Source organism: Idiomarina rhizosphaerae, assembly GCF_024159085.1.
In the GTDB taxonomy this organism is placed as follows: domain Bacteria; phylum Pseudomonadota; class Gammaproteobacteria; order Enterobacterales; family Alteromonadaceae; genus Idiomarina; species Idiomarina rhizosphaerae.
The window spans coordinates 238872-260841 of the sequence record NZ_JAMZDE010000005.1; the positions used below are offsets into that span (position 1 = coordinate 238872).

Genomic DNA, 21970 nt, shown 5'->3' on the forward strand with positions numbered 1-21970 from the left:
ACATACAGTCCAAATATAGCATCTATCGAACTGAATTTGAAACAACTAGAGTGTAACTCGTAGTAAGGCAATACATTATCTTTAACTTATTAGGAGCAATACTCATGACTATTCTTGTAACTGGTTCCACTGGCCGTGTCGGCCAACAGGTCGTAAATCAATTAGTTAATCGTGGCGCAAATGTACGCGTCCTCACTCGTGATCCTTCCAAAGCTAAATTCCCGGACGGCGTGGACGTCGCAAAAGGCGACTTGCTCGACATTGACTCGCTGCGCAATGCATTTAGCGGCGTCACTAGCCTGTTCCTGCTCAATGCTGTCACCGAAGACGAATTCACTCAGGCGCTCATCACCTTAAACATAGCGCGTGAAGCGGGAATTGAACGGGTGGTGTACCTGTCCGTTTTCGACGCAGACAAAGCTGTGAACGTACCTCATTTTGCTGTGAAGTACGGCGCCGAGCGTATGCTTGAGCAGATGGATTTCAGTGCGACTATTCTGCGTCCGGCCTACTTTATCGACAACGAGCAGATGATTAAGGATGTGATCTTCAACTATAGCGTCTACCCCATGCCAATCGGTAGCAAGGGCATTGCCATGGTAGACGTTCGCGACATCGCCGAAGTCGCTGCAATCGAATTGATTCGTCGCGATACGGCTCCAAACAAATTGCCGACTGAAGTCATTAATATAGTTGGTCCCGACACGCTGACGGGCTCAGATGTGGCCGCGATTTGGTCGGAAGTTCTCGGCCGCACGGTTAACTACGGCGGCGACGATCCCAGTGAATTCGAGAAGAATATGGCGACTTTCATGCCAAAATGGACAGCCTATGAAATGCGGTTAATGGCTGAGCGCTACGTCACCGACGGTATGATCCCAAAATCCGGCGATGCCGAACGTCTGACAGAAATCCTCGGCCGACCATTGCATACCTATCGCGAATTTGCAGCGACACTTGCCAAGCAAGCAACGGCAAAGGACTGAATGCTCCAGCCCTTTATGAACCCCGATTACCAGAAAGCCCCTGTATGCTCCTTCCAAAACTGGAAGGAGCAATATCGTAACAACGTCACTTTTTAGCTTTAAACACATGCGGCGTTATTCGACTTTCACTTCAACTAAATTGGCCACAGGGTAAGTCAGTTGACCTACACCCATACAAACACTAAACCCTATTAACCAGTCCAATAAGTCAGGTAAATTTAGGAAAGATAAAAAGTGGTCAATTATTAGCCAGCTTGGTACTCCTAAAATGCATGTGCCTAATACGGAAGAGAGTATACTTGCCGTTAAATTCGCCCTACAAAACTCACATGAAATATAGCCGCGAGAAATAAGCGCAATTCTTTCCTTAAAGCGAATATTTCTCTCGCAGTTGGGGCAGTTGGGGCAGTTGGTATCTAATAATTTCATTCTGAAAATTAATCCAACTCCACCCTGTCGTCCCAAATCAGATCACCATTCAGACTATGCAAGGTCACTCGGTAATTACCGGAAGGCAGATAAAGCGGTAATTGCTCACCGGCATCGGACATCACACGGTCGGCAACGTAGCCGGTCTCGGTATTGTAAGCCTGAAGTATGACGGGCTTGCTCTCAGGCCAGTCCGCTTCATTTGGGATGTAGGCGTCACCCAGAGCCTTCCTAAAATAACCGATGTTTGTTGGCGGTGCTTTAGGTACCCGTATTTGTATATCAACATTTTGCACGCTTCCCACATTTATAATATCGCCGTCCTGCTTATATGCATAACTGGCTAGTGGATTATTTTCATCGCCGCTGTACGGGCAGGCTGTTGTATCGATAGTCAGAGGATTAATACCATGGTCGTTTTTCAAAAAGTCACTCATTGTGCGGTATTTACCGCCCGGGTATTTAAGTGGTGCTTCGGCTATGTGCGCCCAACCGGCAAATATCAGAAACCGGGCGTTGTCATCTGCCTGGGTTATTTGTTCTATGATATTCTCAGCTTGCTGCTTATCTCTGAATGCAAAGCCTTCAGCAAAGTCCATGTCGTCCGGCGTGCTCTTTTCTGCCTCGTACCCAAACACCTTAAAACCTAGCGCTTCGGCCTTTTGAATGAGGTTGGACATCATCGATTCTTGAAAGTAAAACTCCCTGGCTGCTTTCTCACCAGGCCCAAAAGCTTCAAAGCCCACATGTGTAAACCCTTGTTCTTTAAACCAAGGCAACCACTTGGCTACCAGCGCTCTTGAAGCCACGTTGAAGTGATTTTCGTTCACCATAACAACCTGGTGGTCCGCAATATGCTTTTTCACTAAAGGCGTTGCTGGCACTTTTTTGGCCGAGCTATCCAGCTTGCAGTAACTATACTCAGTATATTTAGTCAGGAACTCATAGACCTTATCGGAGCGACCCAGCATGGTATAAATTTGCGCTTCGTTTTGCGGGTTGCTAACGTAATCAAGTAAGGTATTAATGCGCCCCTGTTCAAAGTAAGGAGCGATATCAGAAAGAGGGTTTTCTTTTGTTTCTGCAAACACCATTAAGGGTACACACAGTAATAGCGCTAGAAAATGACGCATAACACAGACCTTTGTTGTTAAGTTGTTACTAAACGATAGCCTACTGCGTTTTATTAAACAATCGGTTATTATTTATTCACAGACACTTCGAAGGTCGCCTGCATGTCACACAGCAAATTTGACATTATACCTGCTGCCAGCTTCTCTAATATTGGGTTAGAAATTATCTCACCGTTTCCGGGCCTTTCCAGCTGGATTCAGTGCTTGTGGGTTACTGACCACACGAAGAACAATTCGCGCCATGTTGAAGAAAAGCTGTACCCTGATGCTGGGTCCAGTTTAACTTTTGAAATACGTCATACTCGGATCAATGCTCGTTATTTTCACCATACTCGAGTCGTTACTCACCGTTGGGATACATCAACAAGGTACATTAGCGTACGATTCCGCCCGGGAGGCGCCAAAGCACTGCTGGGGCTGGATATCGAAGCTTCGCAGAACATCGAAATTGAGTTACTCGACACACCCTTTTCTCAACAACTCAGTTTATGGCCATTAATGGACATGCTGCCTAGTCTATCGGCAGAACAGCAAGTACAGGCTGTACAAAACTGGTTACTGACGCTGAGTTATCGCGCTCAAGAACCGAATCGTAAGTGGTCGACTTTATTGGCTCATGCGTTCGCTGATTTAATACCGCCTCAGCAACTGGCGTTACAAAACGGGTTTAGTCGACGCACACTGGAAAGGCAATTGCGCAAATACTTGGGTTTTACGCCAAATCAGCTGCACGGCTTTGCTCAAATTCGAGCAGCCCGACAATATTTAATTATAACACCGGACAGTCTCAGCGACATTGCTCTTGCCTGTGGCTACTTCGATCAAGCTCACTTTACGAATGCTTTCCGTGAGCAAACTCTGGAAACACCACTTCAATACCGCCAAAGAAAAATGTCGCAAATCTCCAATCGATAACTAGCGAATGTTCCTAAAGTATCCGGAGTTAATCTTTGGAGGACATTATGCAACACCGAATTTCACAATCTTCACTTTATAAACAATGCCCGCGCCTAGTGACTCATTTAACCGCATTAGGTGACGTGCCGGAATCAGCAAAGCTATCCCCGCAACTTCTGCATCTCGTCAAATTGCGCGCATCACAACTAAACCACTGTGGCTTTTGTCAGAAAATGCATGCTGATGAAGCCCGAGCTGATGGTGAAGTCCAGTCAAGGTTAGATGTGCTCCCGGCCTGGAAGGAATTATCCTGTTTTACCGAAAAAGAGCAAGCTGCGTTGGCTTGGACGGAAGCACTAACGCTAATTAACGATGTAGAGATAGCTGATAATATCTTTCAAGCTGCACTGGACGCTTTTGGAGAAGGCGAGTTAATTGAATTGACCGCGGTCATAGTACAGATAAATAGCTGGAATCGTATTGCCGTAAGTTTCCGTTTCCAACCCGACATAAAATAATGGGTCGTAGTATGAAAGCAACTTTCTTACAGCGCCTTCAAAAAAACACATTAGGGATATTGGCTAGCTTGTCGTTTTTCTTTGGAAGTATGCTATTTCTACCCACTTTCGCAAGCTACGCAACAGTAGGTGTGTGGCTCTTCATGACAGGATCGGCGTTGATGTTTATCGATATTATTCGCCCACTAAATGATTAGTGGGTGATTGGGCTAAAGGTGTTTTTAATGCCTAGCTTCACAAAATGAGGCCTTTTTTACTGCTACTCCCATTGAAGCGGACATTATTCCAAATACGACAGCTTCATTAGAGATAAATCTAAGAGCTGGAAAACTATCTAACAAAAAAGTCACCACTAGAGAAAGTACCAAACCCAAGGCTGAGTACGTTAACCAAATTTTCTTAGTATTGTTCATTATTTTTTCCCTTACTTCACATCATTTACAAATCAACTCAGTAAACTAATTTTCGATTGAGACATAACGTTTCTCCAGACTGCGCTAGACACCTATAACCTAACAAAAAATGCAACAAAAATTAAACATTCAATTCAAAAAATCAGCATTTTCCCCCAAACAATAATTTCCCCTTTACCTCCACCACTCATCTCGCTTATGCTAAATAGCCGTTTAGACGTCTAAACGGCTTATTCGTTCATTTTGTGAGGTATTTAATGAAATCAAAGTTCTTTACGTTATCAACTGTTGCCGCTGGGCTTATCGCCGCATCGGCATCCCCAGCTCTGTTAGCCAATGATGCTAGCTCCGAGCTGGAACGCATTAGTGTTACGGGTTCCTACATTAAACGGGCCCAGAATGAAGACGCCACGCCGTTGCAAATTATTGATGCCAGCGACATATCGGCCAGCGGTGAAATTACGCTTACGGACTTGCTGCGTGACTTAACGGTGAATACCGGTAACAGTTACGACGAGCAATATACCAGCAGCTTTTCGGCGGGTTCGGCTTCGGTTGGCTTACGCGGCTTAAGCCCCAAAAACACGCTTATTCTGGTGAATGGTCAGCGGGTCTCTAACTACGGTTTTGCGCTGGGCACTCAGGATACCTTCGTTGACTTAAACGCCTTACCTTTAGGCGCGGTGGAGCGCATAGAGGTACTGAAAGACGGCGCTTCCGCGGTCTATGGATCGGACGCCATTGCCGGGGTTATCAACATTATTTTGCGTAACAACGTACAAAACACCCAATTTCGGGCGGGTGTCGGCGGAGCCAGCGAAGGTTCATTAACGCAGTACAGCGCAGGCATTATCAGCGGGTTTGGCGACATAGGAGACGACGGTTATAACCTGACATTCAGCTACGATTATCTGACCCGCGAGCGGCTAAATGCCGACGACCGCGACTTTACTCGTTCCGGTGACTTTCGCGATAAGCCCGGCGGGCGTTTAGCCGGCTGGTCGTCACAGGGCGGTAACTATTTAAGTGATCCGCAAAACCCTCAGGCTTTTGAGAACTGCCCGGGCATTTCTGAAAAAAGAGACCGAAGCGATTTCACCCCAGGTGCAGAGGGCCAGGTGTGTGCTTTTAACACCCAGCCATACAACACGCTGCAACCGGAAGTTGAGCGGCATCAGTTCTCACTGCAAGGCACCTTGCAAATCACCGATGACCTGCAGGCCTACAGCGACTTTCTGTACAGCAATAACCGTTCAAGCCATGTTTTTGGCGCACCGTTAAGCGTCGGTGCCGGGCTGCGGGCTTACAATCAGGAAACCGGCAGTTTAGTGGATATTCCGGTGGAATTACCGGTCGGGCATCCGGACAACCCGGGTTCAGAGGCCTTACCTTTTGAATACACGTTTTTTGATGTAGGCGAGCGCGTAAAAGCCAATAAGCAAGACTTTCACCGCTTTCTGGCCGGTGTAAATTACCGTGGCTTAGACTGGGACTGGTCAGTTAACGTGCTGAATTCACAAAGCCGCCAACGCGAGTATGTTGATAACTTTATTAACCGCTACACTTTTGAAGATGTGCTGGCCAGCGGCGAGTATGATTTCTTTAACGGCAACAATGACCCGGAAACCATTGAAGCGTTGCGCATTGATACGCGTCGTCCGGGCTTTTACGAGCTAAACAGTATTAACGCGAATGCCAGCACCATTTTAAAAGAGCTGGATAACGGGCCGCTAAGCGTTGCCTTTGGGGTCGACTGGCGTGAAGAAGAAATGGATGCGGGAACCTCACCGGAGGTGTTATCGGGCACCGAACTGCGTCCGGCTATCAACCTGGTTAAAGGGAAACGACAAGTTGCCGCAGGCTTTGTTGAGCTGGACGTTCCGGTTGTCGAGAACCTGAATGTGAACCTTGCCGGCCGTTATGACCATTATGATGATTTTGGTTCAGCCTGGTCACCTAAAGTGGCGTTTCACTATGTTTTAGGCGACGACTGGTTGCTGCGCGGTTCCTGGTCCCGCGGCTTTCGTGCGCCATCGCTTCCGGAAATCGCAGAGAGCAACACCATCAGTTATGGCTCGGTTATCGATCCGAATGACCCCATTGATCCGGGCGTGCGACGCGGTTTCACGCAAGTGCGCACGGGTAATTCCGAGCTCGACGCCGAGCGCTCAACCAACCTCAATGCCGGTATTATTTGGTCTCCGCAAAAAGGCGCCAGCATTGCTGTAGATGTATTTGAGATTGAACAGGACGACATTATTGCCCCCGATAACGCGCAGTTTATTGTCAATAATGAAGAACAGTACGCTGATCGTATTCAGCGTGACGATGCAGGCCGACTGCAAATTATCAGCAACCAATACCGCAACCAGGGCACCCGCTCTACCCGCGGTTTTGATATTGATGCGAACTACCAAGTGCAGTTAAGCAACTCTACGCTTCAGTTTCAGAGCACCTGGTCACGGCTGTTGGAGTACGAACAGGCGTTAGTTGCCGGTCAGGAGCCTATTGATGGTGCTGGTGGTAATATTTTAGGTGCTCTGCCCAAGTGGAAAGGTAACAATCAGCTACGCTGGCTTGTTAGCGACTGGCAATGGGGCGTCAGCCTTAACTACACCAGCAGCTACGAGCAGCAGGTTGCCACACAAAGCAGCAACCCGGGCTTAGATGAAAAGGTTGATAGTTACTGGCAGGTTGATTCTCAACTGGTTTATCAAGGCTTTGGTGACACTCAGCTGACCTTAAATATCAGCAACCTGTTCGACGAGGAGCCGCCGTTTGATCCAGCCGGAGGTGCCTACGGATACGATATGACCCAGTACAACCTGCGCGGTCGAACGGCTAATATATCCGTTGTTCATAATTTTTAATTGATAATGTCAGCAGAGCCAGAAGATTTTCTTCTGGCTCTATTTTGTAAACGTGTGATCCATAAGCTTCTATTAAGCTATAGTACAAGGAGTCTTAATAAAGGAACCTTGCGCTTATGAAAAAATGGATCTGGATAATTGCATCGGGAGTTACCGCAATAGCAGCGGTTAATGTCCAGGCGCAAGAACTGTCTGATATGCAGCAGTGTCTGCTAGATGAAATGAACAGCACGAAAGCGGAGACCACTATTGCCGATGTGAGGTCTAAATGCGAGGAGAAACTTCGCTCTGCTGACGATGAAGATATTGTTGAAGTGGATGCCGTAGAAGAGCCCGGTGCTTTAACCAATCGTATGAAAAGAGAGCAAATAACCCAGTTTGACCCTTACGTGTTAACGCCGCACCGTCGTAACTATTTATTACCCTTTATTTCCAGCAACAATATCAACCGGTTACGGTACGCTGATGTTGAAGGCTATCAGGAAAATCTGGAAGATCACGAAGCAAAATTTCAGGTCAGCTTTAAAATACCCTTTAATAGGGAAGGCTTCTTATTTGAGGACGACCAGCTGTTCTTTGGTTTAACGATACAGTCCTGGTGGCAGCTGTATTCCAGTAATATTTCTAAGCCATTCCGTGAAACCAACTACATGCCCGAGCTTTTCTACGCCACTTCAACCGGCTGGCACCCTTTTGGTACCAATACCGCGCTAGTTTTTGGTGTAGAGCATTTATCTAACGGCCGCAGCCAGCCATTGTCACGCAGCTGGAACCGCGGATATATGCAATTTGTGGTGGAAAAAGACCGCTTTGTTTTCTCGCTGAAGCCCTGGTTACGTTTTCAGGAAGACCCAAAAACAGACCCCATGCAGTCCAGTGGCGACGACAACCCGAATATTACCGATTACGTGGGTGACTATGAATTCACCACCGCCTATAACGATGGTGATTTCGAGTACATTCTCAGGCTCCGCCATGCCATAGATACCGGCAGAGGGTCGGCGGAGCTTAACTGGACATTTCCTATTGGCGGGAAGTTTATTGGCTATACCTCAATTTTCACCGGTTACGGAGAGAGCCTGATTGATTACAACCACAAGCAGACTCGTTTTGGTATCGGTATAGCCTTAAACAATATTCTATAAGAGTTTAGAAACTATAGGCGGCTGACAACCATAAGCGTCGGCCGTCTTCAACATAGCCATACTCTTCCACGCCAATTTCCTTGTCGAATAAGTTATAGACGCCTGCAGCCAGCTTTAAGTCACGCGTGACAAAGTAGTTAACACCAACGTCAGCTAAGGTGTACGAAGGCGCAACCAGAGAACCCTGTGAAGGTCCGGTTGTCGGTTGGCTCTCTTCACCACGATAATGCACACGCAGCCAACTGTTCCAACGCTTACCTGGCTGCCAGTTCAGTGAGGTTTGCACTAAGTGCTTAGGTAGCTGGTTTAAGGGCTCACCTTTGTATTCACCGGATTTCTGCTCGGAATCGGTGTAAGTATAGTTACCTTTCAGAGACCATTCACGACTGAAATGCGTGCTCATTGTCAGTTCAACCCCGCGGGTAACGGCTTCATCAATGTTCACGCGGGTGGTTGGCATAGACCCAAATTGGTTAGGCCCTGCATCACAGATGGTTTGAGGACAGTCGACACGAGTAATTTTGTCGTCAAATTCATTATAAAAAACAGTTATGGAGCTTGAGCTACGACGCCCCCACTCAGTATATAAACCCAGCTCGTAGTTGGTTGAGCTTTCGGCTTCCAGGTCCGGGTTACCATAGACATTACCGCCACGACTGACTTGCCCCCAATCCGCGGTTGTTTCACGCAGGCTAGGCGCACGGAACCCAGTAGAAACGCCACCTTTAATTGTGGTCGCGCGGCTTAATGTATAAACACCATAAACACGCGGACTCCAGTGCCCACCAAAAATGTCGTCGTCATCGTAACGGACACCGGTCGTCAGGTTAAAGTCACTGAATATCGGCCAGGCTGTTTCTGCAAAGGCTGACCATTGTGAGCCTTCGATACGAGTTCTGTCACTTATCTGGTTACTGGTTAAGTCTTCCAGTTCTTCTTTTTGGTATGCAACGCCAAGGTTCATAGAACTTTCTTCAAGCAGCGGCACGTTCCAGTGACTCTGAAAATCAGTATTGGTAATGGTCATCAGACGCGCTTTGTTTTCAAATTCATCTCGCTTTAAATAACTACGGGCGCCAACCAGCCCCCACTGGCCATTGTGGGCAATGGATACGCTATTACTGTCATATTCAGTGGTTGATGACTCCGGACATCCACGGCGACCGCATTCTTCGCCTGGTGCCAACGGCTCAATAGTTTTGCCCACAGAAGCGTCGATGCTTTGCTTCGCAGTACCCACCTCAAACAAAATTTCATGGTCGCGGTTTGGCGTGTAAGCCAGTTTTAAGTCCGCATCTTCTGCAGTTTTATCCCGATAGCCAGAAATAATTTCATCTTCCAGGCGACGCGTATAACCGGCAGACAATTGAATTCCCAAAGTATCTTTAATTAACGAGCCCGAAGTAAACAAGTTAGTCTGGTAGCTGTTACCTGATTCTGAACGTTCCTGCAGAGTGCCATCAACGCGGATCTCCGAGCGCCATTCTTCCGGCGTTTTACGGGTAATAATATTGATAACACCACCTATTGCGTCTGAACCGTAAAGAGACGACATAGGCCCCCGAATAACCTCAATTCGGTCAATTGCGGCCAATGGCGGAGTCCAGGCACCTTCAACACCGGGACCGTCACTATTTGGACGGGTTTCGCGTGAGCTTTGACGCTGGCCATCGACCAAAATCAATGTGTAATCAGCTCCCATACCGCGCAGACTAATGTCCTGCCGATCACCGCCACCAGTCACGATAACACCCGGTACGTCGGTCATAGCATCGGTTAGATCTTTATAAAAACGCTGAGAAAGGTCTTTTCTGTCAATAACGGAAATTGAAGCGGGAGCTTCTTTCAGGTGCTGTGCAACGCCTGATGCAGTCACCACCATAACTTCCATGTCTTTGTGTTTATGATGTTTCCTTTTTGGCTTTTCCTGTTCCTGCGCCTGAGCAACGCCTACAGCTGATACTACAGTTAATGCTAGAATGCTCAATTTTAAGCCGCTGATACTGCAATTCATGTTCATCCCCTAATGAAATATAAATGCGAATTATTTTCATTAGCGATTTTAACTGGTACTATGGAATCAGCAATTTCAAAAATATTGAAAGCTTCTTTAGCAGGACTTAAAACATGAATCCGAAAATGATTCGATCACTAAAAGCCTTTACCCGTACGGTAGAACTCAACAGCATGAGTGCCGCTGCAAATGAACTGCATATGACAGTGTCCGCTATTAGCCAGCAGTTGCAGCGACTGGAAAACGACAACGGTATTTCGTTATTTCATCGTAATACACGTTCGCTTTCACTTACCGAAGCCGGTCAGGTTTTTTATCAATCGTGCCTCGATATGTTGTCTATTGCCGCGAAAAACCAGGAACGTTGGGATCAATTAACAAACCAGCCGCAAGGGCAAATAAAAATTATTGCGCCCGTGGGTTTTGGCGGAGGTTTGCTAAGCGAGCCCTTAAAACAACTGCAACATGAATTCACTAACGTAAGCTTTCAACTGCATATGACCGACGAGCCTATCGATCTCATTACCGCGGGGGCAGATCTGGCTATTCGCATTGGCCCGCTGGCCGATTCAACCTTATACGCCAGACATTTGGCCGACTGGCACATGGTTCCCTGCATTGCTGCTGAGCACCCTGCGGCTAAGAACTCGATAAAAAGCTTTGAAGATTTACCCGAAGGTTGTTTTATTGGTCACATACCCAGCTTACCCAATAAGGATTTTCCCAAGCCTAAAGTGCTGCTGAACAACATGCAGACGGTCGTTCAGTTAACGCTCGATGGTGTTGGTTATGCGCTACTTCCAGAGCCGGAAGTTAAGCATTACATTGAGAGTGGGCGTTTACTGCGTTTGTTGCCAGAGTGGGAAGGCAGTCCGTACAGCGTACACGCCGTGTTGCCTATTAAAGACAACATACCGGCGAAAACTGAACGGACTATCGAAGTTCTAAGCCATTTCTTTCATCGACTGTAATGAATGCTCTACTTCGCTATCGCCCGACATTAAGTCGAAAGCTCTGAGCTCGGTACCTCTTTCATCCAGACACCGGCGTAAAACACTGGCAACATCTTCGCGTGGCACTGAACCAGGTGCCAACGATTCACCAACAACCACTTTGCCGGTGGCTTCTTCGTCAGTTAATGCTCCAGGACGCACAATAGTCCAGTTGAGCTTGGTGCGCATTAACTCGCGGTCTGCATAATGCTTAGCGGCATAGTAAGGGAGCAGAGCCTCAGCCCAGTTCTCACGGTTGTTCGACTGCCAGGCACTGACCATAATAAAGCGTTTTACGCCCACAGATTCAGCCGCTTCAATTGTTTTCACTGCGCCGTCTAAGTCGACTAATAAGGTTTTATCGTCACCGGTGCTTCCGCCTGAGCCTGCGGTAAATACCACAGCATCAACGCCCTGAAGCAACTCTTCCAATTTCGGGACGGGGCCTTCTAAATCACCTAATTTGGCCGTAACTCCGCGGTCTTCCCAGGCTTTTTGCTGCTCTTCCTTGCGCACTACTGCAATCACTTCATGTTTTTTTGCGTGTTGCATCTGTTCAACCAAATGCTGACCAATTTTTCCGTTCGCGCCTATAACAGCTACTTTCATCATCAACCTCCTTGAGTATTTCGTTGTCTGAGCTTACGTAATAAAAGCTTAGTTTAGATCGCTAACTTACACCGATTTACAGGCACAAAAAAAGGCAACCCGAGGGTTGCCCTTTTAGACTTCGAGGCGCGTAATTACAGCGCTACGATGTTCTCAGCCTGAGGACCTTTAGGACCTTGAGTTACTGCGAACTCAACGCGCTGGCCTTCAGTTAAGGTTTTGAAACCGTCGCTAGAAATAGCGCTGAAATGTGCGAAAACGTCTGCGCCGTTTTCACGTTCGATGAAACCGAAGCCTTTTGCTTCGTTAAACCATTTTACTGAACCAGTAATTTTATCAGACATAATATATCTTCCTGTAACTTTTAAGTATGTGGCCATTTAGACCGATGATGCGGGTAAAAATAAGAACTTAGAACTACAGGACGATGGTATTAATAATAATAGGTCAACGAAGTGGAGTCTTTTAACTAACTGTCTTTCTATCTATCCGACCCCATGGAGTCTACGCTTATTACACTGCGAGTCAAACCATTTACCAAGTTATTTTCATAATAAGTTTAAACATCGCTTTCACTGGCCCAGACAACACGGTTGCGACCTTCTCGCTTAGCCTTGTACAGCGCCTGATCCGCTCTTCTGTAGATACTGGAAACATCATCATCGGGGCGACTTTCTGACGCACCAATACTTACCGTCGGATTAATGACTTCACCCGAATCTAAGGTAACTACCGTTTTCTCAACCGCCGCACGCACCCTTTCCAGCACTTGTACGGCACTTTCATGGTCAGCATAAGCAAGCACCACCATAAACTCTTCGCCACCCACTCTAACCACACTGTCACTGCTACGAACCGCCGCTGACATAGCTTCAGAGCCTGCAATTAATACTTTGTCACCAATATCATGGCCATAGGTGTCGTTAATGGTTTTAAAGTGGTCGAAGTCGATAACGGATACAACGCAGCCCCGACCTCCATTATTCCGGGCCAGGCTCTGTTCAAGTATTTCCATACCAGCCGAACGATTCTTTAACCCAGTCAACGCATCGGTGTAAGCGATTAATGCCATATCGTCGCGCTGGCGGATTAAATCAGAACGAATTTTCTGCTCCGCAATAACGGTTTCCAGTGCGGTCCCCATCATTCGCACCATTTCAACTTCCAGCTCAGTAAAAGGCTCAGCCCTTTTGCTCTTGCGGGCAAAACCTAAAATTCCCCAGACCTGATCATTAATAATAAGTGGTGTACCTATATAAGTCTCCAGACCATAGGTTTGATAACTCGCGTGCTCTTTAAAGCGTGAATCTCTTGATGCGTCATTAGTATAAATTAGGTGGTTAGCCTTAAGCACAACGGAACAATAGGTGGTTGCCAGCGGCAACTGCACTCCGGCCGAAAAGTCCAGTTTCGCCGTTTGCACCCACTCGATGGTATAAGTGCCGTTTTGAATGGAGCTGGCAGTTCCTATATCAACACCTAGGTATTCAACACCCACTTTTAACAGCTCATCAATAGAAGCCGGGTCAATGCGTCGCCCACGCTTATGGATAACTTCGTGAATCGTGCGCATAACATCAACCGACGCATAATAGTCGCTGACATCTTCAATAAGCACATAGATACCAATGACGTTATCATGCTCATCAATTTCAGGAAGGTAACGAATATCTAAGAAGCTTTTGCGTCCATTGCGAAAAGTGACAGAGTCTGAAAACTCCATTTTCTCGCCAGTGGCAAAAATATGGTCATGATTGGGCTTTATGCGTTGATAAGACTCTTCGCTCAGTACATCGGTTAACGGTTTGCCCAGCATGTCCTTTGGGGTCAGGTCAAAGAACGCCGCATACGACGTATTTACATAGCGAAAAAGCCTGTCTCTGTCGACATAAGCTACCATAGTTGGTAACTGTTCAATAATTCTATGGGTAATATGATGTTTTGTCATGACGCCTCATCACTTTATGGTTCGACAGAGTAAACAACTGTAATTAATGTGATATTACTAATAGTGTAGCAACAACTCACGCTCTAGACTGGCAAGATTGCTTTAAAAAATCCAACACCTTTACGTCGGGCAAATTCAATGTTGCGCTCAGGAATCGATTCAGGGTCGTCATAATTTCTCAGAGCCTCTTCAATGCTGGCCTCGCGCAGTAAATGTAACGTTGGGTAAGGGGCACGATTAGTATAATTAGCCGGGTCATCCTGGGGCTCGCCATCAAAGCAGTAGTCGGGGTGAAAATGCGCCAACTGGTACACCCCTTCGTAACCTTCCTCAACAAGCAAGGCATCGGCGATATCAACCAGATTCAGAAATTCGTAAAACCCTTCAAACCCCGAGGGTAGAATAAGCAGCGTGGTTTCGGTTTCAGATGTGGTATCCAGGTGTTTAGCTTCATCCAGCAACTGCTGTAAAACAGCTTGTGGCTTGCGATTTTCGGCTACACTATAGCGAATACTCTTGCGCTCAACTTCGCGGCGTGCAAAAGGGCAGATGTTGTACTTTACAATCAGCTGTTGCACCCAGTGCCGGGTTTGCTCAATAATCTGATGGGTATCGGTCGTCATATTTCTTGTCTTCGCTAAAAGGGGCGCCACTTTGCCATGAAATCACTTGAACTCAAAATACCACCGTTACTGGTTGTTGCCATAGTCGCCGGTTTAATGTGGTTAACGGCTCACTATACGCAGGCCTTTAACCAATTTTATGTCGGCCAGCACGCCGCCGCTATTTTTCTATTGGTATTAGCAGTCTTGCTGCCTTTGCTTGGCGTTATCGGTTTTCGCAGAGCACAAACCACTGTAGACCCCCGCACTCCGAACAAAAGCACCGAACTTGTCACTACCGGAATATACCAAAGAACACGCAACCCAATGTATTTAGGCTTTTTCTTTTTGCTTATGGCCTGGGGCGTTTTTCTGGGAAGTGTCTTTTCTTTATGGGGGCTGGCGTTGTATGTCGCCTATATGCACCGCTTTCAGATTCTGCCGGAAGAACGTATTTTAACCGAAACTTTTGGTGAAGCTTACAAAAGCTATTGTCGCAAAACCGGACGTTGGTGGTAAGCGGCAGCTTTAGAATAACTGCCGGTGTTTTAAGCTGCGCCCGAGTAAAATTAAGCCTGACAAACTAAACCATAACGCGATGGTAGCGGCAATAATGTTCAGTAAGCTGTTAAAGTCGCGTTCGCCACTGTAATCCATAAAGTGTAAACGGAACATCCAGTCGCTTAGCCACCAATTGTTATTGCGGTGATCGACCACTTCACCCGAGGCAGCGTCAATATACACTCGCGTATCAATTTCGTCGGTAAAAATAACTCTATAGCCGGGTTTGTTCCAGTCAATAATTTCGTCACTGCCCGTTACAGCCTGTACTTCTTTGACCGAGCCTGGTCCGTTATAGCTTTGTCGCGCCAGCTTTGCGGCCAGTGGGGCAGATGTTTGCCAGCGCTCGCCAGTCTGTGCATTCACATAATGTCTGGAGCCATCAATTGTAAGAACAAGGTATTGAGCCGTATCCGAAATTGAGCGTACTTCCACACTTTTAACGTTATCAAAACGCTCAATTAAGGCATTTTCAGGGTAAAAAACAGACCCGACCGGAGTTGCCGGAATGCTTTGAAAGTAGTCATGAGCGGCCAGACTCTGGTGACCCACCCAACCGAAGTACAGGCCACTGACCAGCCAGATAAGCACCTGTATAAGAATGACCAGGCTCAGCCAGCGATGCAGCTTACGCACAAACCTCATGCCGCTCGCCTGCTTCTTCTGCGCGGCCGGAAATGGAAGTAAAGCAGAGCCATGCCAGTTATCACAAAAAGTATATTCGCGATGCTAAATGCCTTTAACCACCAGGTTTCAATATCCACTCGGTCTTGGTAATCCATTATGTGAAGCATCCAGAAAAAGTCGAACAGTCGCCAGAAGTTATGTCGTTTGGTTACCAGCTCCCCGGTTGTTGCCGAGAAATATAAGGTAGCACCGGCCAAATCATTAAAATCTACTCGCCATACGGGTAACAAAGCAGGGTTAAGTTCACCCGGCGCCCGATCTTCAATATAGCTAACCTGGGCTTTTGTCTCTTCATTACCGCTGTAGTGTTGGCGGGCAATATAGCCAATATCCATGCGGTCAAGTTTCACCGGCTCCAAAGATTCAGCGCTCAGCAATTGCGTGCCGGTTTGGCTTTCGACACGATAAACCGTGTGCAGCGAGCCATCTATCCACTGGCGCATAAGGCGCACCGACGTGGCTTGCGGGTGTTGCTCTAAGACCCAGCTTACCGGCGAAATCAACGTGTTTTCAGCTATAGGCTGTTCAAGCTTTTTCACCAGATGGTCGCCGTGAATGAAGCTTAAGTCAAAGAACACCATATAGGCGCCACTAATGCTCCATACCACTAACTGCAGGCCAAAAAGAAGAGATAACCAGCGGTGCCAGATGCGCCATTGTCGTAATTTCATCAGGGTTATCCGTGCCCGCCGCGTTAAGTTAAGCCTCTAAAATTATCGGCTTGCCCTGTAAAAGTCAAAGCAGTTCTTTCACTCTTTGCCTTAATTCAGGAATAACCTCAGTTTCAAACCAGGGGTTACGCTTCATCCAGATATTATTACGAGGGCTGGGGTGAGGTAATGGTAATAATTGCGGCCAGTAACTTCGCCAGTCTCTGACACGTTCGGTCAGGCTTCGCTTGGGTTCCTGTAAATGCCACTGTTGCGCGTACTGACCGATAGCCAGTGTTAATTCTAAATGGGGTAGCTGTTGCAATAGTTGCTCGCGCCAGGTGGGCGCGCATTCCTTACGGGGAGGCAAGTCACCAGACTTGCCGGTGCCCGGATAACAAAAGCCCATAGGAATAATAGCCAGCTCCTCGGCATTATAAAAAGTGTCTTTATCAATGCCCATCCACTGACGAAGCCTGTCGCCACTGGGGTCATCGAAGGGTTTACCTGAGGCGTGAACGCGCTTTCCGGGGGCTTGTCCGGCAACTAGAATTCTGGCTTTAGGATGCAACTGAACAACGGGTCGGGCACCAAGCGGCAGTTCTGGCTCACATAGGGTACATGCGCGGACATCACGCAGTAATTGTTGCCAATGCGGCGGCTCTTCCCATTTCATAACCTTGCTCCAGCAGCTTTTTATCCTGAGTGAAACGCCCTACCGGAAAATCCTCCGGCGGAGCCAGAACGGTCATTTTACAGTCCGCAGGAGGGTTATCAATAAAGTTAATAGCGTCATTGTAAACTCCCGAGCGTCTGGCGACTGCCTCAAAAAGAGCCGGATGGTGTTTAAAAAAGCGCTTAGTAAACTTAGGTAAGGGCCTTATCTTCTTTCGGAAGCCTCGCGGCCGGGACAAAATAACCGTTATATCCCGCGCCCCCATTTCATAGGCTTTAATCACCGGAATTGAATCACCCAGTCCGCCATCAGTCATAGGCGCTCCACCAACGGCCGGAAACTCGCGATAAGCCAGCGGAATAGCGCAGGAAGCAGGGAATAACTCGTGTAAGTTGTCGGCTGTTACCCTGGTATATACCGGAAACCCCGTATCGACATTGGTCGTTACAACGTATAAAGGTCGGTTCTGCTCCAGGTAATAACGGGTATTCAGTGGCACTTGTTCAAACGAAGCGTGCCAAAGCCAGCTCACGTCACAAAAATGTCCGCCTTTTAAAAAGCGTCGCCAGTTAAGAAACTCTGGTTGTAGTGCATGCTGCAAGATAATTTTACGGTTACGTCCGTGGTCGCCGGCAAGAAAACCAATCAGGTTGGTTGAACCTGCCGACACCCCAATTGCAAAATCAAAGTCGGTTTGTCCGGTTTCAAGAAAACCGTCCAGCACACCCGCGGCGAAGATACCGCGCATGGCGCCACCTTCTACCACTAGTGCTTTTTTACTGTGCTCCTGGGTCATACACCTGCTGATTTTTCAATGCTCTTTATTTCTCAATACTCTCTACTTCTCAATAAAGGCCTGCTCAATCACGTAGCTGCCTTGTTTACGTGACGTTGCTTTACTAAAGCCCCGTTCATTGAGAATAACCATCAGATCTTGAAGCATAGCGTCATTACCGCACAACATAAAGCGATCGTGTTCAGGGTTCAGATCTGGCATACCAATGGTTTTGGTTAAGGTGCCAGACTCCAGCAAATCGGTAATACGTTGCTGATGCGCTTCATCACGGAATGGTTCGCGGGTCACTGTCGGGTAATAAATGAGTTTTTCCCGCACCCAGTCACCAAAGTATTCGTTGTTTGGCAGAATCTCAGAGATTTCTTTTTGATACGCCAACTCAGAAACCCAGCGCACACCGTGAACCAGAATGACTTTATCGTACTGTTCGTAAATGTCAGGGTCTTTAATAACGCTCATAAAAGGCGCTAAACCGGTGCCGGTGCTGAGCAAGTACAAGTTCTTGCCTGGCAGTAAGTGTCCGGGTACTAGCGTCCCTGTAGGGCGTGTCGACAACACCACTTCGTCACCCACCTTAATGTGTTGCAGGCGTGACGTTAAGGCGCCGTCCGGCACTTTAATACTGAAGAATTCAAGCTCTTCTTCGTGGTTTGCACTGGCAATGCTGTAAGCCCTGAGCAGAGGTTTATCTTCCAGTTGCAGTCCCATCATTACAAACTGACCGTTTTCGAAAGTAAAGCTTGGCTGACGCGTGGTTCTAAAGCTAAACAGGGTATCGTTCCAGTGGCGTACCTGAGTCACTTTTTCCGCAATGATACTTCTCATAACAATTCCTCATTGGCGATTTTGTGCGCATAATAACATAAAAAAACTAAATCTAAATGAGAATTTTTATCATTAACTATTGAAAATGAGAACGGTTTTTATATAAGATACATGCACTGTTGTTTGTAAAGGAAGAAAAGTGAATGGCTCGACGCTCGGGTGGCCGCAGAGGATGGTCTTTAAAAGACTGGCATTGGATAAGCTCTGCCGTTTGCCTCATTGGCATGTTGTTGTTTTCAGTCACCGGTATAACGCTAAACCATGCTGGCTGGATAGAATCCGCACCCAGCGTCGAAAGCCATGAAAGCTCTCTCCCACAAACGGAATTGGACCGGTTGGCGAATGCTTCAGGGACTGACGCTCTACCAACTTTTTTCCACCGCTGGTACGAAGATGAAACGCAAAACAGCATCAGTTCAAATGCCGAAATCGAATGGGGTGACTATGAATTATACGTCGCCATGCCTCGCCCTGGCGGGGACAGCTGGTTCAGCGTCGATTTAACCAGTGGTGCTTTTTACTCTGAAACCACCGATCGCGGCTGGATTGCCTATTTCAATGACCTCCACAAAGCCCGCAACACAGGTTTTCTCTGGAGCCTTTTCATTGACGTATTTGCCATTGCCAGCATTTTATTCACAATTACGGGGTTATTACTTTTGAAAAAATACAGTAAGGGGCGCAAGTCCACCTGGCCACTGGTCCTGGCTGGTTTCATCATTCCTCTGTTCGCCGTTATGGGGTCAGCACATGCTGCTGAAAACGAGCTTAACGTCGAAATCCCCCGCCTGTCAGTGGCTGAATACCACGCGCCTTACCTGGCGGTATGGCTGGCAGATGAACGCAACCAAAGGGTAGCTGACATCGCTGTCTGGTACGACGTTAACCTAAAAGATAACGAAGGCGAAAAGTGGCTTAAAGACATGCGTCAGTGGTGGCGTCGTAGTGGCCGCATGGCCGACATGCCTATCGACGGTGTATCGGGTGCAACTCGTCGTCCCGGCACTCACAAGGTGGACTTAACGCCTTTATTAACCAAACTACCTGACCTTGAGCCCGGCCAGTACTACTTGTATGTAGAAGCCGCACGCGAGGTTGGCGGTCGTGAAATGTTGCGCCTGCCATTGTCTTTACCTATCGATAGCCCAATATCCATCTCAGAGACCGGCGAGCACGAGCTTGGCCGAGTGTCATTAAAACTGGAGCCTTAATCATGAAATTATCTTCTGTACTTACTACCAGCCTGGCTGTGCTGACCTTATTTGCCAGCACCAGCAGTGAAGCTCACCGGGTCTGGATTAAACCCAGCGCCACCGTCGTTTCCGGCGACTCCGAATGGGTGACTTTTGATGCCGCTATCGCCAATGGCATTTTTTATCCAGATCACTACCCGCTTAGCTTAGAATACGTAAAAGCCATGGCGCCAGACGGCTCTGCTGTGACTCTGGAGAATGGTCATAAAGGCAAGTATCGCTCGGTGTTTGATATTGAACTGGAAAAAGAAGGTACTTATACCATTTATTCAGCCAGTTCAGGTTTATCCGCTCGCTGGGTGGATGACGAAGGTGAACGTCAGTACTGGCCACCACGTGGCGCGCAAAAAACCAATGAAGACTTCTACAAAGAAGTTCCACAGGACGCTAAAGAGTTGGAGGTTAGTGAGCGCTCACGTCGTGTTGAGACATTTGTAACCTCTGGCGCACCAACTTATGACACTCTGGGTCCAACAGGTAAAGGTCTGGAACTTGAACCAGTAACTCACCCGAACGATTTATACACCGGTGAAAACATTACCTTTAAGTTCAACATTGATGGCGCCGCAGCCGCAGGAACTGAAGTTTTCCTGGTAAAAGGCGGAGAGCGTTACCGCGATCAGGCAGAGCCAACCAAGTTAACAACCGATGAGAAGGGCGAGGTCACCTTCACTCTGGATGAGCCTGGCATGTACTGGTTAGAAGCAGAATACGCAGACGACAACGGCGAAGCCCCGGCTACCAAACGCCAGGGCTCTTACGTTGCCGTATTAGAAGTTCTGCCTATGTAACCTGTGCCATCTGAAGTAGCCTGACATTCATGTCAGGTGAGATATCGAACCCTGCCATCGTCGTAGCCTGACATTCATGTCAGGTGAGACATCGAACCCAGGCATCGTCGTAGCCTGACATTCATGTCAGGTTAGATATAGTTCCTGACGTAAACGTCAGGCTACTGCAGACGAACCACTCCCAGGGTGTTGGCGTCGGTACCGAACCAAATGGAATCGTTAGCTTCGTCATAGAACATATGACGAACGGTACCGCCGCCACTCTCCAGCTCAATTGGCTCTGAAAACTCCTGGGTTTCAGTATCGAAGCCCACCAGCCGGTTTGGCTGCACACCGGTTTCTACAAACCAGACGTCATTACGTTTATCAACCGCCATACCGTAAGGCCGAGAATTTTCTTCAGCCGGAGCCCGCCAGTCTTTATTCTCACCGCTAGCCGGATCGTAGCTACCCACATACCCTTTGTTGTAATCTACATACCAAATGATGCCGTCGTCGGTCATACCAAGCCGGCGTGGACGATTGTCCTTTCTATCCAGCTCAATTTCCCGCAGCTTCCCGTTTTCTACAGTCGCCAACTTGTTGGTACCAAAGAGCGTCGCCCAGGGTTTGTCGTTCTCGACAATTAAACCATAAGGTCGGGCGGAATCTGTGGGCACATCCCAAAGCTCTATTTCACCGTCATCGGTTTCCAGAAAGCCTATTTGGTTACCACCCTGCACCGTAAACCAAATATTACCATCGCTAGTAAAATCCATGGTGTGGCTGTCACGCGTTCCATCTCCGGGTAATTCATACTGTTTAATGTCGCCTGAAGCTGGATCAACTAAGCCAATATGGTTCATAAGGTTACCGGTATACCAAGCGCCACGATCATCGACAATAACGGTATGCGGGCCAGCGCCATCGGGTAGATCGTAGCGTTTAAACTCTTCGGTTTGCGGGTTAAAGGTGGCGGTATAATCACTGCCCTGGCCCACAAACCAGACAGTGTCATTATGTACCCAGGGATCACGGGGCCGGGAGTCTTCCCAGGGAACCTGCCACTCCTGAACTTCCGCTTTAGCCAGTCCACTGTCTTTGTGGTCATCGCTGTTAGCCGGCGTACTGCTTACTCCCGCCAGGCCAATGATTACCGCACTTGTTAAGCTTAAGTATTTCATTTTATGGCCTCC

General features: G+C 47.7%; 23 protein-coding genes. 10 read left to right on the top strand and 13 right to left on the bottom strand.

What is annotated here, in order from left to right; translation table 11 throughout:
- Positions 1-104 precede the first annotated feature (104 nt).
- Entirely contained in the window at positions 105-986 is an 882-nt protein-coding gene (locus NJR55_RS05195) for an SDR family oxidoreductase (protein WP_253618455.1), read from the top strand.
- A 114-nt stretch (positions 987-1100) separates the two neighbouring features.
- Here the strand turns inward: NJR55_RS05195 and NJR55_RS05200 are convergent, their stop codons facing one another.
- Positions 1101-1415: a hypothetical protein gene (locus tag NJR55_RS05200; protein ID WP_253618457.1), complete on the bottom strand. Its 315-nt coding sequence runs from the start codon at positions 1413-1415 to the stop codon at positions 1101-1103.
- An 8-nt stretch (positions 1416-1423) separates the two neighbouring features.
- The gene (locus tag NJR55_RS05205; RefSeq protein WP_253618459.1) at positions 1424-2548 is read right to left on the bottom strand and encodes a hypothetical protein; all 1125 of its coding nucleotides are present in this window, start codon (positions 2546-2548) and stop codon (positions 1424-1426) included.
- A gap of 102 nt (positions 2549-2650) precedes the next feature.
- Between NJR55_RS05205 and NJR55_RS05210 the strand changes: the two genes are divergently transcribed.
- The 5 genes from NJR55_RS05210 to NJR55_RS05230 all read left to right on the top strand — a co-directional run bounded on the left by NJR55_RS05210 (position 2651) and on the right by NJR55_RS05230 (position 8391).
- Complete coding sequence (locus NJR55_RS05210) at positions 2651-3463, top strand: helix-turn-helix domain-containing protein (RefSeq protein ID WP_253618461.1); 813 nt, start codon at positions 2651-2653, stop codon at positions 3461-3463.
- Positions 3464-3510: 47 nt separating this feature from the next.
- Positions 3511-3963 (top strand): carboxymuconolactone decarboxylase family protein, encoded by a 453-nt coding sequence (locus NJR55_RS05215; protein WP_253618463.1) that lies wholly within the window; start codon positions 3511-3513, stop codon positions 3961-3963.
- Positions 3964-3974: 11 nt separating this feature from the next.
- Complete coding sequence (locus NJR55_RS13725; protein ID WP_275978048.1) at positions 3975-4160, top strand: YrhK family protein; 186 nt, start codon at positions 3975-3977, stop codon at positions 4158-4160.
- A gap of 473 nt (positions 4161-4633) precedes the next feature.
- Positions 4634-7246, top strand: a complete 2613-nt coding sequence (locus tag NJR55_RS05225) for a TonB-dependent receptor plug domain-containing protein (protein ID WP_253618465.1) — start codon at positions 4634-4636, stop codon at positions 7244-7246.
- Between the two features lie 116 nt (positions 7247-7362).
- A complete protein-coding gene (locus tag NJR55_RS05230; protein WP_253618467.1) occupies positions 7363-8391 on the top strand; it encodes a phospholipase A in 1029 nt (342 codons plus the stop codon).
- 4 nt (positions 8392-8395) lie between these two features.
- On the opposite strand, the gene NJR55_RS05235 is transcribed toward NJR55_RS05230, so the two are convergent.
- On the bottom strand, positions 8396-10405 hold the full coding sequence (locus NJR55_RS05235; RefSeq protein WP_420844453.1) for a ligand-gated channel protein: 2010 nt from the start codon (positions 10403-10405) through the stop codon (positions 8396-8398).
- A gap of 113 nt (positions 10406-10518) precedes the next feature.
- On the opposite strand from NJR55_RS05235, the gene NJR55_RS05240 reads away from it, so the two are divergent.
- Positions 10519-11376: a LysR family transcriptional regulator gene (locus tag NJR55_RS05240; RefSeq protein ID WP_253618471.1), complete on the top strand. Its 858-nt coding sequence runs from the start codon at positions 10519-10521 to the stop codon at positions 11374-11376.
- Here NJR55_RS05240 and NJR55_RS05245 read toward each other — a convergent pair.
- From NJR55_RS05245 to NJR55_RS05260, 4 genes are all read right to left on the bottom strand, one after another.
- Positions 11350-12009 (bottom strand): SDR family oxidoreductase, encoded by a 660-nt coding sequence (locus NJR55_RS05245; protein ID WP_253618473.1) that lies wholly within the window; start codon positions 12007-12009, stop codon positions 11350-11352. The genes NJR55_RS05240 and NJR55_RS05245 overlap by 27 nt on opposite strands.
- 131 nt (positions 12010-12140) lie before the next feature.
- Positions 12141-12350: a cold-shock protein gene (locus tag NJR55_RS05250; RefSeq protein WP_054490368.1), complete on the bottom strand. Its 210-nt coding sequence runs from the start codon at positions 12348-12350 to the stop codon at positions 12141-12143.
- A 215-nt stretch (positions 12351-12565) separates the two neighbouring features.
- On the bottom strand, positions 12566-13954 hold the full coding sequence (locus NJR55_RS05255; protein ID WP_253618475.1) for a sensor domain-containing diguanylate cyclase: 1389 nt from the start codon (positions 13952-13954) through the stop codon (positions 12566-12568).
- A gap of 83 nt (positions 13955-14037) precedes the next feature.
- A complete protein-coding gene (locus NJR55_RS05260; RefSeq protein WP_253618477.1) occupies positions 14038-14577 on the bottom strand; it encodes a DUF1415 domain-containing protein in 540 nt (179 codons plus the stop codon).
- A gap of 36 nt (positions 14578-14613) precedes the next feature.
- Here NJR55_RS05260 and NJR55_RS05265 point away from each other — a divergent pair, with 36 nt between their 5' ends.
- Positions 14614-15075, top strand: a complete 462-nt coding sequence (locus NJR55_RS05265; protein WP_253618479.1) for a methyltransferase family protein — start codon at positions 14614-14616, stop codon at positions 15073-15075.
- A gap of 9 nt (positions 15076-15084) precedes the next feature.
- Here NJR55_RS05265 and NJR55_RS05270 read toward each other — a convergent pair whose 3' ends face one another.
- The 5 genes from NJR55_RS05270 to NJR55_RS05290 form a co-directional block, all read right to left on the bottom strand.
- Positions 15085-15762 (bottom strand): PepSY domain-containing protein, encoded by a 678-nt coding sequence (locus tag NJR55_RS05270; protein WP_253618481.1) that lies wholly within the window; start codon positions 15760-15762, stop codon positions 15085-15087.
- Positions 15759-16475 (bottom strand): PepSY domain-containing protein, encoded by a 717-nt coding sequence (locus NJR55_RS05275; protein ID WP_253618483.1) that lies wholly within the window; start codon positions 16473-16475, stop codon positions 15759-15761. The genes NJR55_RS05270 and NJR55_RS05275 overlap by 4 nt, the downstream gene beginning before the upstream one ends.
- A gap of 64 nt (positions 16476-16539) precedes the next feature.
- Positions 16540-17130: a uracil-DNA glycosylase family protein gene (locus NJR55_RS05280; RefSeq protein WP_253618485.1), complete on the bottom strand. Its 591-nt coding sequence runs from the start codon at positions 17128-17130 to the stop codon at positions 16540-16542.
- The gene (locus NJR55_RS05285; RefSeq protein WP_253618487.1) at positions 17087-17926 is read right to left on the bottom strand and encodes a patatin-like phospholipase family protein; all 840 of its coding nucleotides are present in this window, start codon (positions 17924-17926) and stop codon (positions 17087-17089) included. Before NJR55_RS05285 ends, NJR55_RS05280 begins: the two co-directional genes overlap by 44 nt.
- Before the next feature lie 42 nt (positions 17927-17968).
- Positions 17969-18751: a ferredoxin--NADP reductase gene (locus tag NJR55_RS05290; RefSeq protein WP_253618489.1), complete on the bottom strand. Its 783-nt coding sequence runs from the start codon at positions 18749-18751 to the stop codon at positions 17969-17971.
- Between the two features lie 143 nt (positions 18752-18894).
- Here NJR55_RS05290 and NJR55_RS05295 point away from each other — a divergent pair, with 143 nt between their 5' ends.
- Positions 18895-19962: a PepSY-associated TM helix domain-containing protein gene (locus NJR55_RS05295; RefSeq protein ID WP_253618491.1), complete on the top strand. Its 1068-nt coding sequence runs from the start codon at positions 18895-18897 to the stop codon at positions 19960-19962.
- Between the two features lie 2 nt (positions 19963-19964).
- Entirely contained in the window at positions 19965-20795 is an 831-nt protein-coding gene (locus NJR55_RS05300; protein WP_253618493.1) for a DUF4198 domain-containing protein, read from the top strand.
- A gap of 161 nt (positions 20796-20956) precedes the next feature.
- Here the strand turns inward: NJR55_RS05300 and NJR55_RS05305 are convergent, their stop codons facing one another.
- Positions 20957-21958, bottom strand: a complete 1002-nt coding sequence (locus NJR55_RS05305) for a Vgb family protein (RefSeq protein ID WP_253618494.1) — start codon at positions 21956-21958, stop codon at positions 20957-20959.
- Between the last annotated feature and the right edge of the window lie 12 nt (positions 21959-21970).

Excerpts from the sequence above, each read along its gene's own strand:
- NJR55_RS05195 (WP_253618455.1), top strand. The coding sequence starts at position 105 with ATGACTATTCTTGTAACTGGTTCCACTGGCCGTGTCGGCCAACAGGTC.
- NJR55_RS05200 (WP_253618457.1), bottom strand. The coding sequence starts at position 1,415 with ATGAAATTATTAGATACCAACTGCCCCAACTGCCCCAACTGCGAGAGA.
- NJR55_RS05205 (WP_253618459.1), bottom strand. The coding sequence starts at position 2,548 with ATGCGTCATTTTCTAGCGCTATTACTGTGTGTACCCTTAATGGTGTTT.
- NJR55_RS05210 (WP_253618461.1), top strand. The coding sequence starts at position 2,651 with ATGTCACACAGCAAATTTGACATTATACCTGCTGCCAGCTTCTCTAAT.
- NJR55_RS05215 (WP_253618463.1), top strand. The coding sequence starts at position 3,511 with ATGCAACACCGAATTTCACAATCTTCACTTTATAAACAATGCCCGCGC.
- NJR55_RS13725 (WP_275978048.1), top strand. The coding sequence starts at position 3,975 with ATGAAAGCAACTTTCTTACAGCGCCTTCAAAAAAACACATTAGGGATA.
- NJR55_RS05225 (WP_253618465.1), top strand. The coding sequence starts at position 4,634 with ATGAAATCAAAGTTCTTTACGTTATCAACTGTTGCCGCTGGGCTTATC.
- NJR55_RS05230 (WP_253618467.1), top strand. The coding sequence starts at position 7,363 with ATGAAAAAATGGATCTGGATAATTGCATCGGGAGTTACCGCAATAGCA.
- NJR55_RS05235 (WP_420844453.1), bottom strand. The coding sequence starts at position 10,405 with ATGAATTGCAGTATCAGCGGCTTAAAATTGAGCATTCTAGCATTAACT.
- NJR55_RS05240 (WP_253618471.1), top strand. The coding sequence starts at position 10,519 with ATGAATCCGAAAATGATTCGATCACTAAAAGCCTTTACCCGTACGGTA.
- NJR55_RS05245 (WP_253618473.1), bottom strand. The coding sequence starts at position 12,009 with ATGATGAAAGTAGCTGTTATAGGCGCGAACGGAAAAATTGGTCAGCAT.
- NJR55_RS05250 (WP_054490368.1), bottom strand. The coding sequence starts at position 12,350 with ATGTCTGATAAAATTACTGGTTCAGTAAAATGGTTTAACGAAGCAAAA.
- NJR55_RS05255 (WP_253618475.1), bottom strand. The coding sequence starts at position 13,954 with ATGACAAAACATCATATTACCCATAGAATTATTGAACAGTTACCAACT.
- NJR55_RS05260 (WP_253618477.1), bottom strand. The coding sequence starts at position 14,577 with ATGACGACCGATACCCATCAGATTATTGAGCAAACCCGGCACTGGGTG.
- NJR55_RS05265 (WP_253618479.1), top strand. The coding sequence starts at position 14,614 with ATGAAATCACTTGAACTCAAAATACCACCGTTACTGGTTGTTGCCATA.
- NJR55_RS05270 (WP_253618481.1), bottom strand. The coding sequence starts at position 15,762 with ATGAGGTTTGTGCGTAAGCTGCATCGCTGGCTGAGCCTGGTCATTCTT.
- NJR55_RS05275 (WP_253618483.1), bottom strand. The coding sequence starts at position 16,475 with ATGAAATTACGACAATGGCGCATCTGGCACCGCTGGTTATCTCTTCTT.
- NJR55_RS05280 (WP_253618485.1), bottom strand. The coding sequence starts at position 17,130 with ATGAAATGGGAAGAGCCGCCGCATTGGCAACAATTACTGCGTGATGTC.
- NJR55_RS05285 (WP_253618487.1), bottom strand. The coding sequence starts at position 17,926 with ATGACCCAGGAGCACAGTAAAAAAGCACTAGTGGTAGAAGGTGGCGCC.
- NJR55_RS05290 (WP_253618489.1), bottom strand. The coding sequence starts at position 18,751 with ATGAGAAGTATCATTGCGGAAAAAGTGACTCAGGTACGCCACTGGAAC.
- NJR55_RS05295 (WP_253618491.1), top strand. The coding sequence starts at position 18,895 with ATGGCTCGACGCTCGGGTGGCCGCAGAGGATGGTCTTTAAAAGACTGG.
- NJR55_RS05300 (WP_253618493.1), top strand. The coding sequence starts at position 19,965 with ATGAAATTATCTTCTGTACTTACTACCAGCCTGGCTGTGCTGACCTTA.
- NJR55_RS05305 (WP_253618494.1), bottom strand. The coding sequence starts at position 21,958 with ATGAAATACTTAAGCTTAACAAGTGCGGTAATCATTGGCCTGGCGGGA.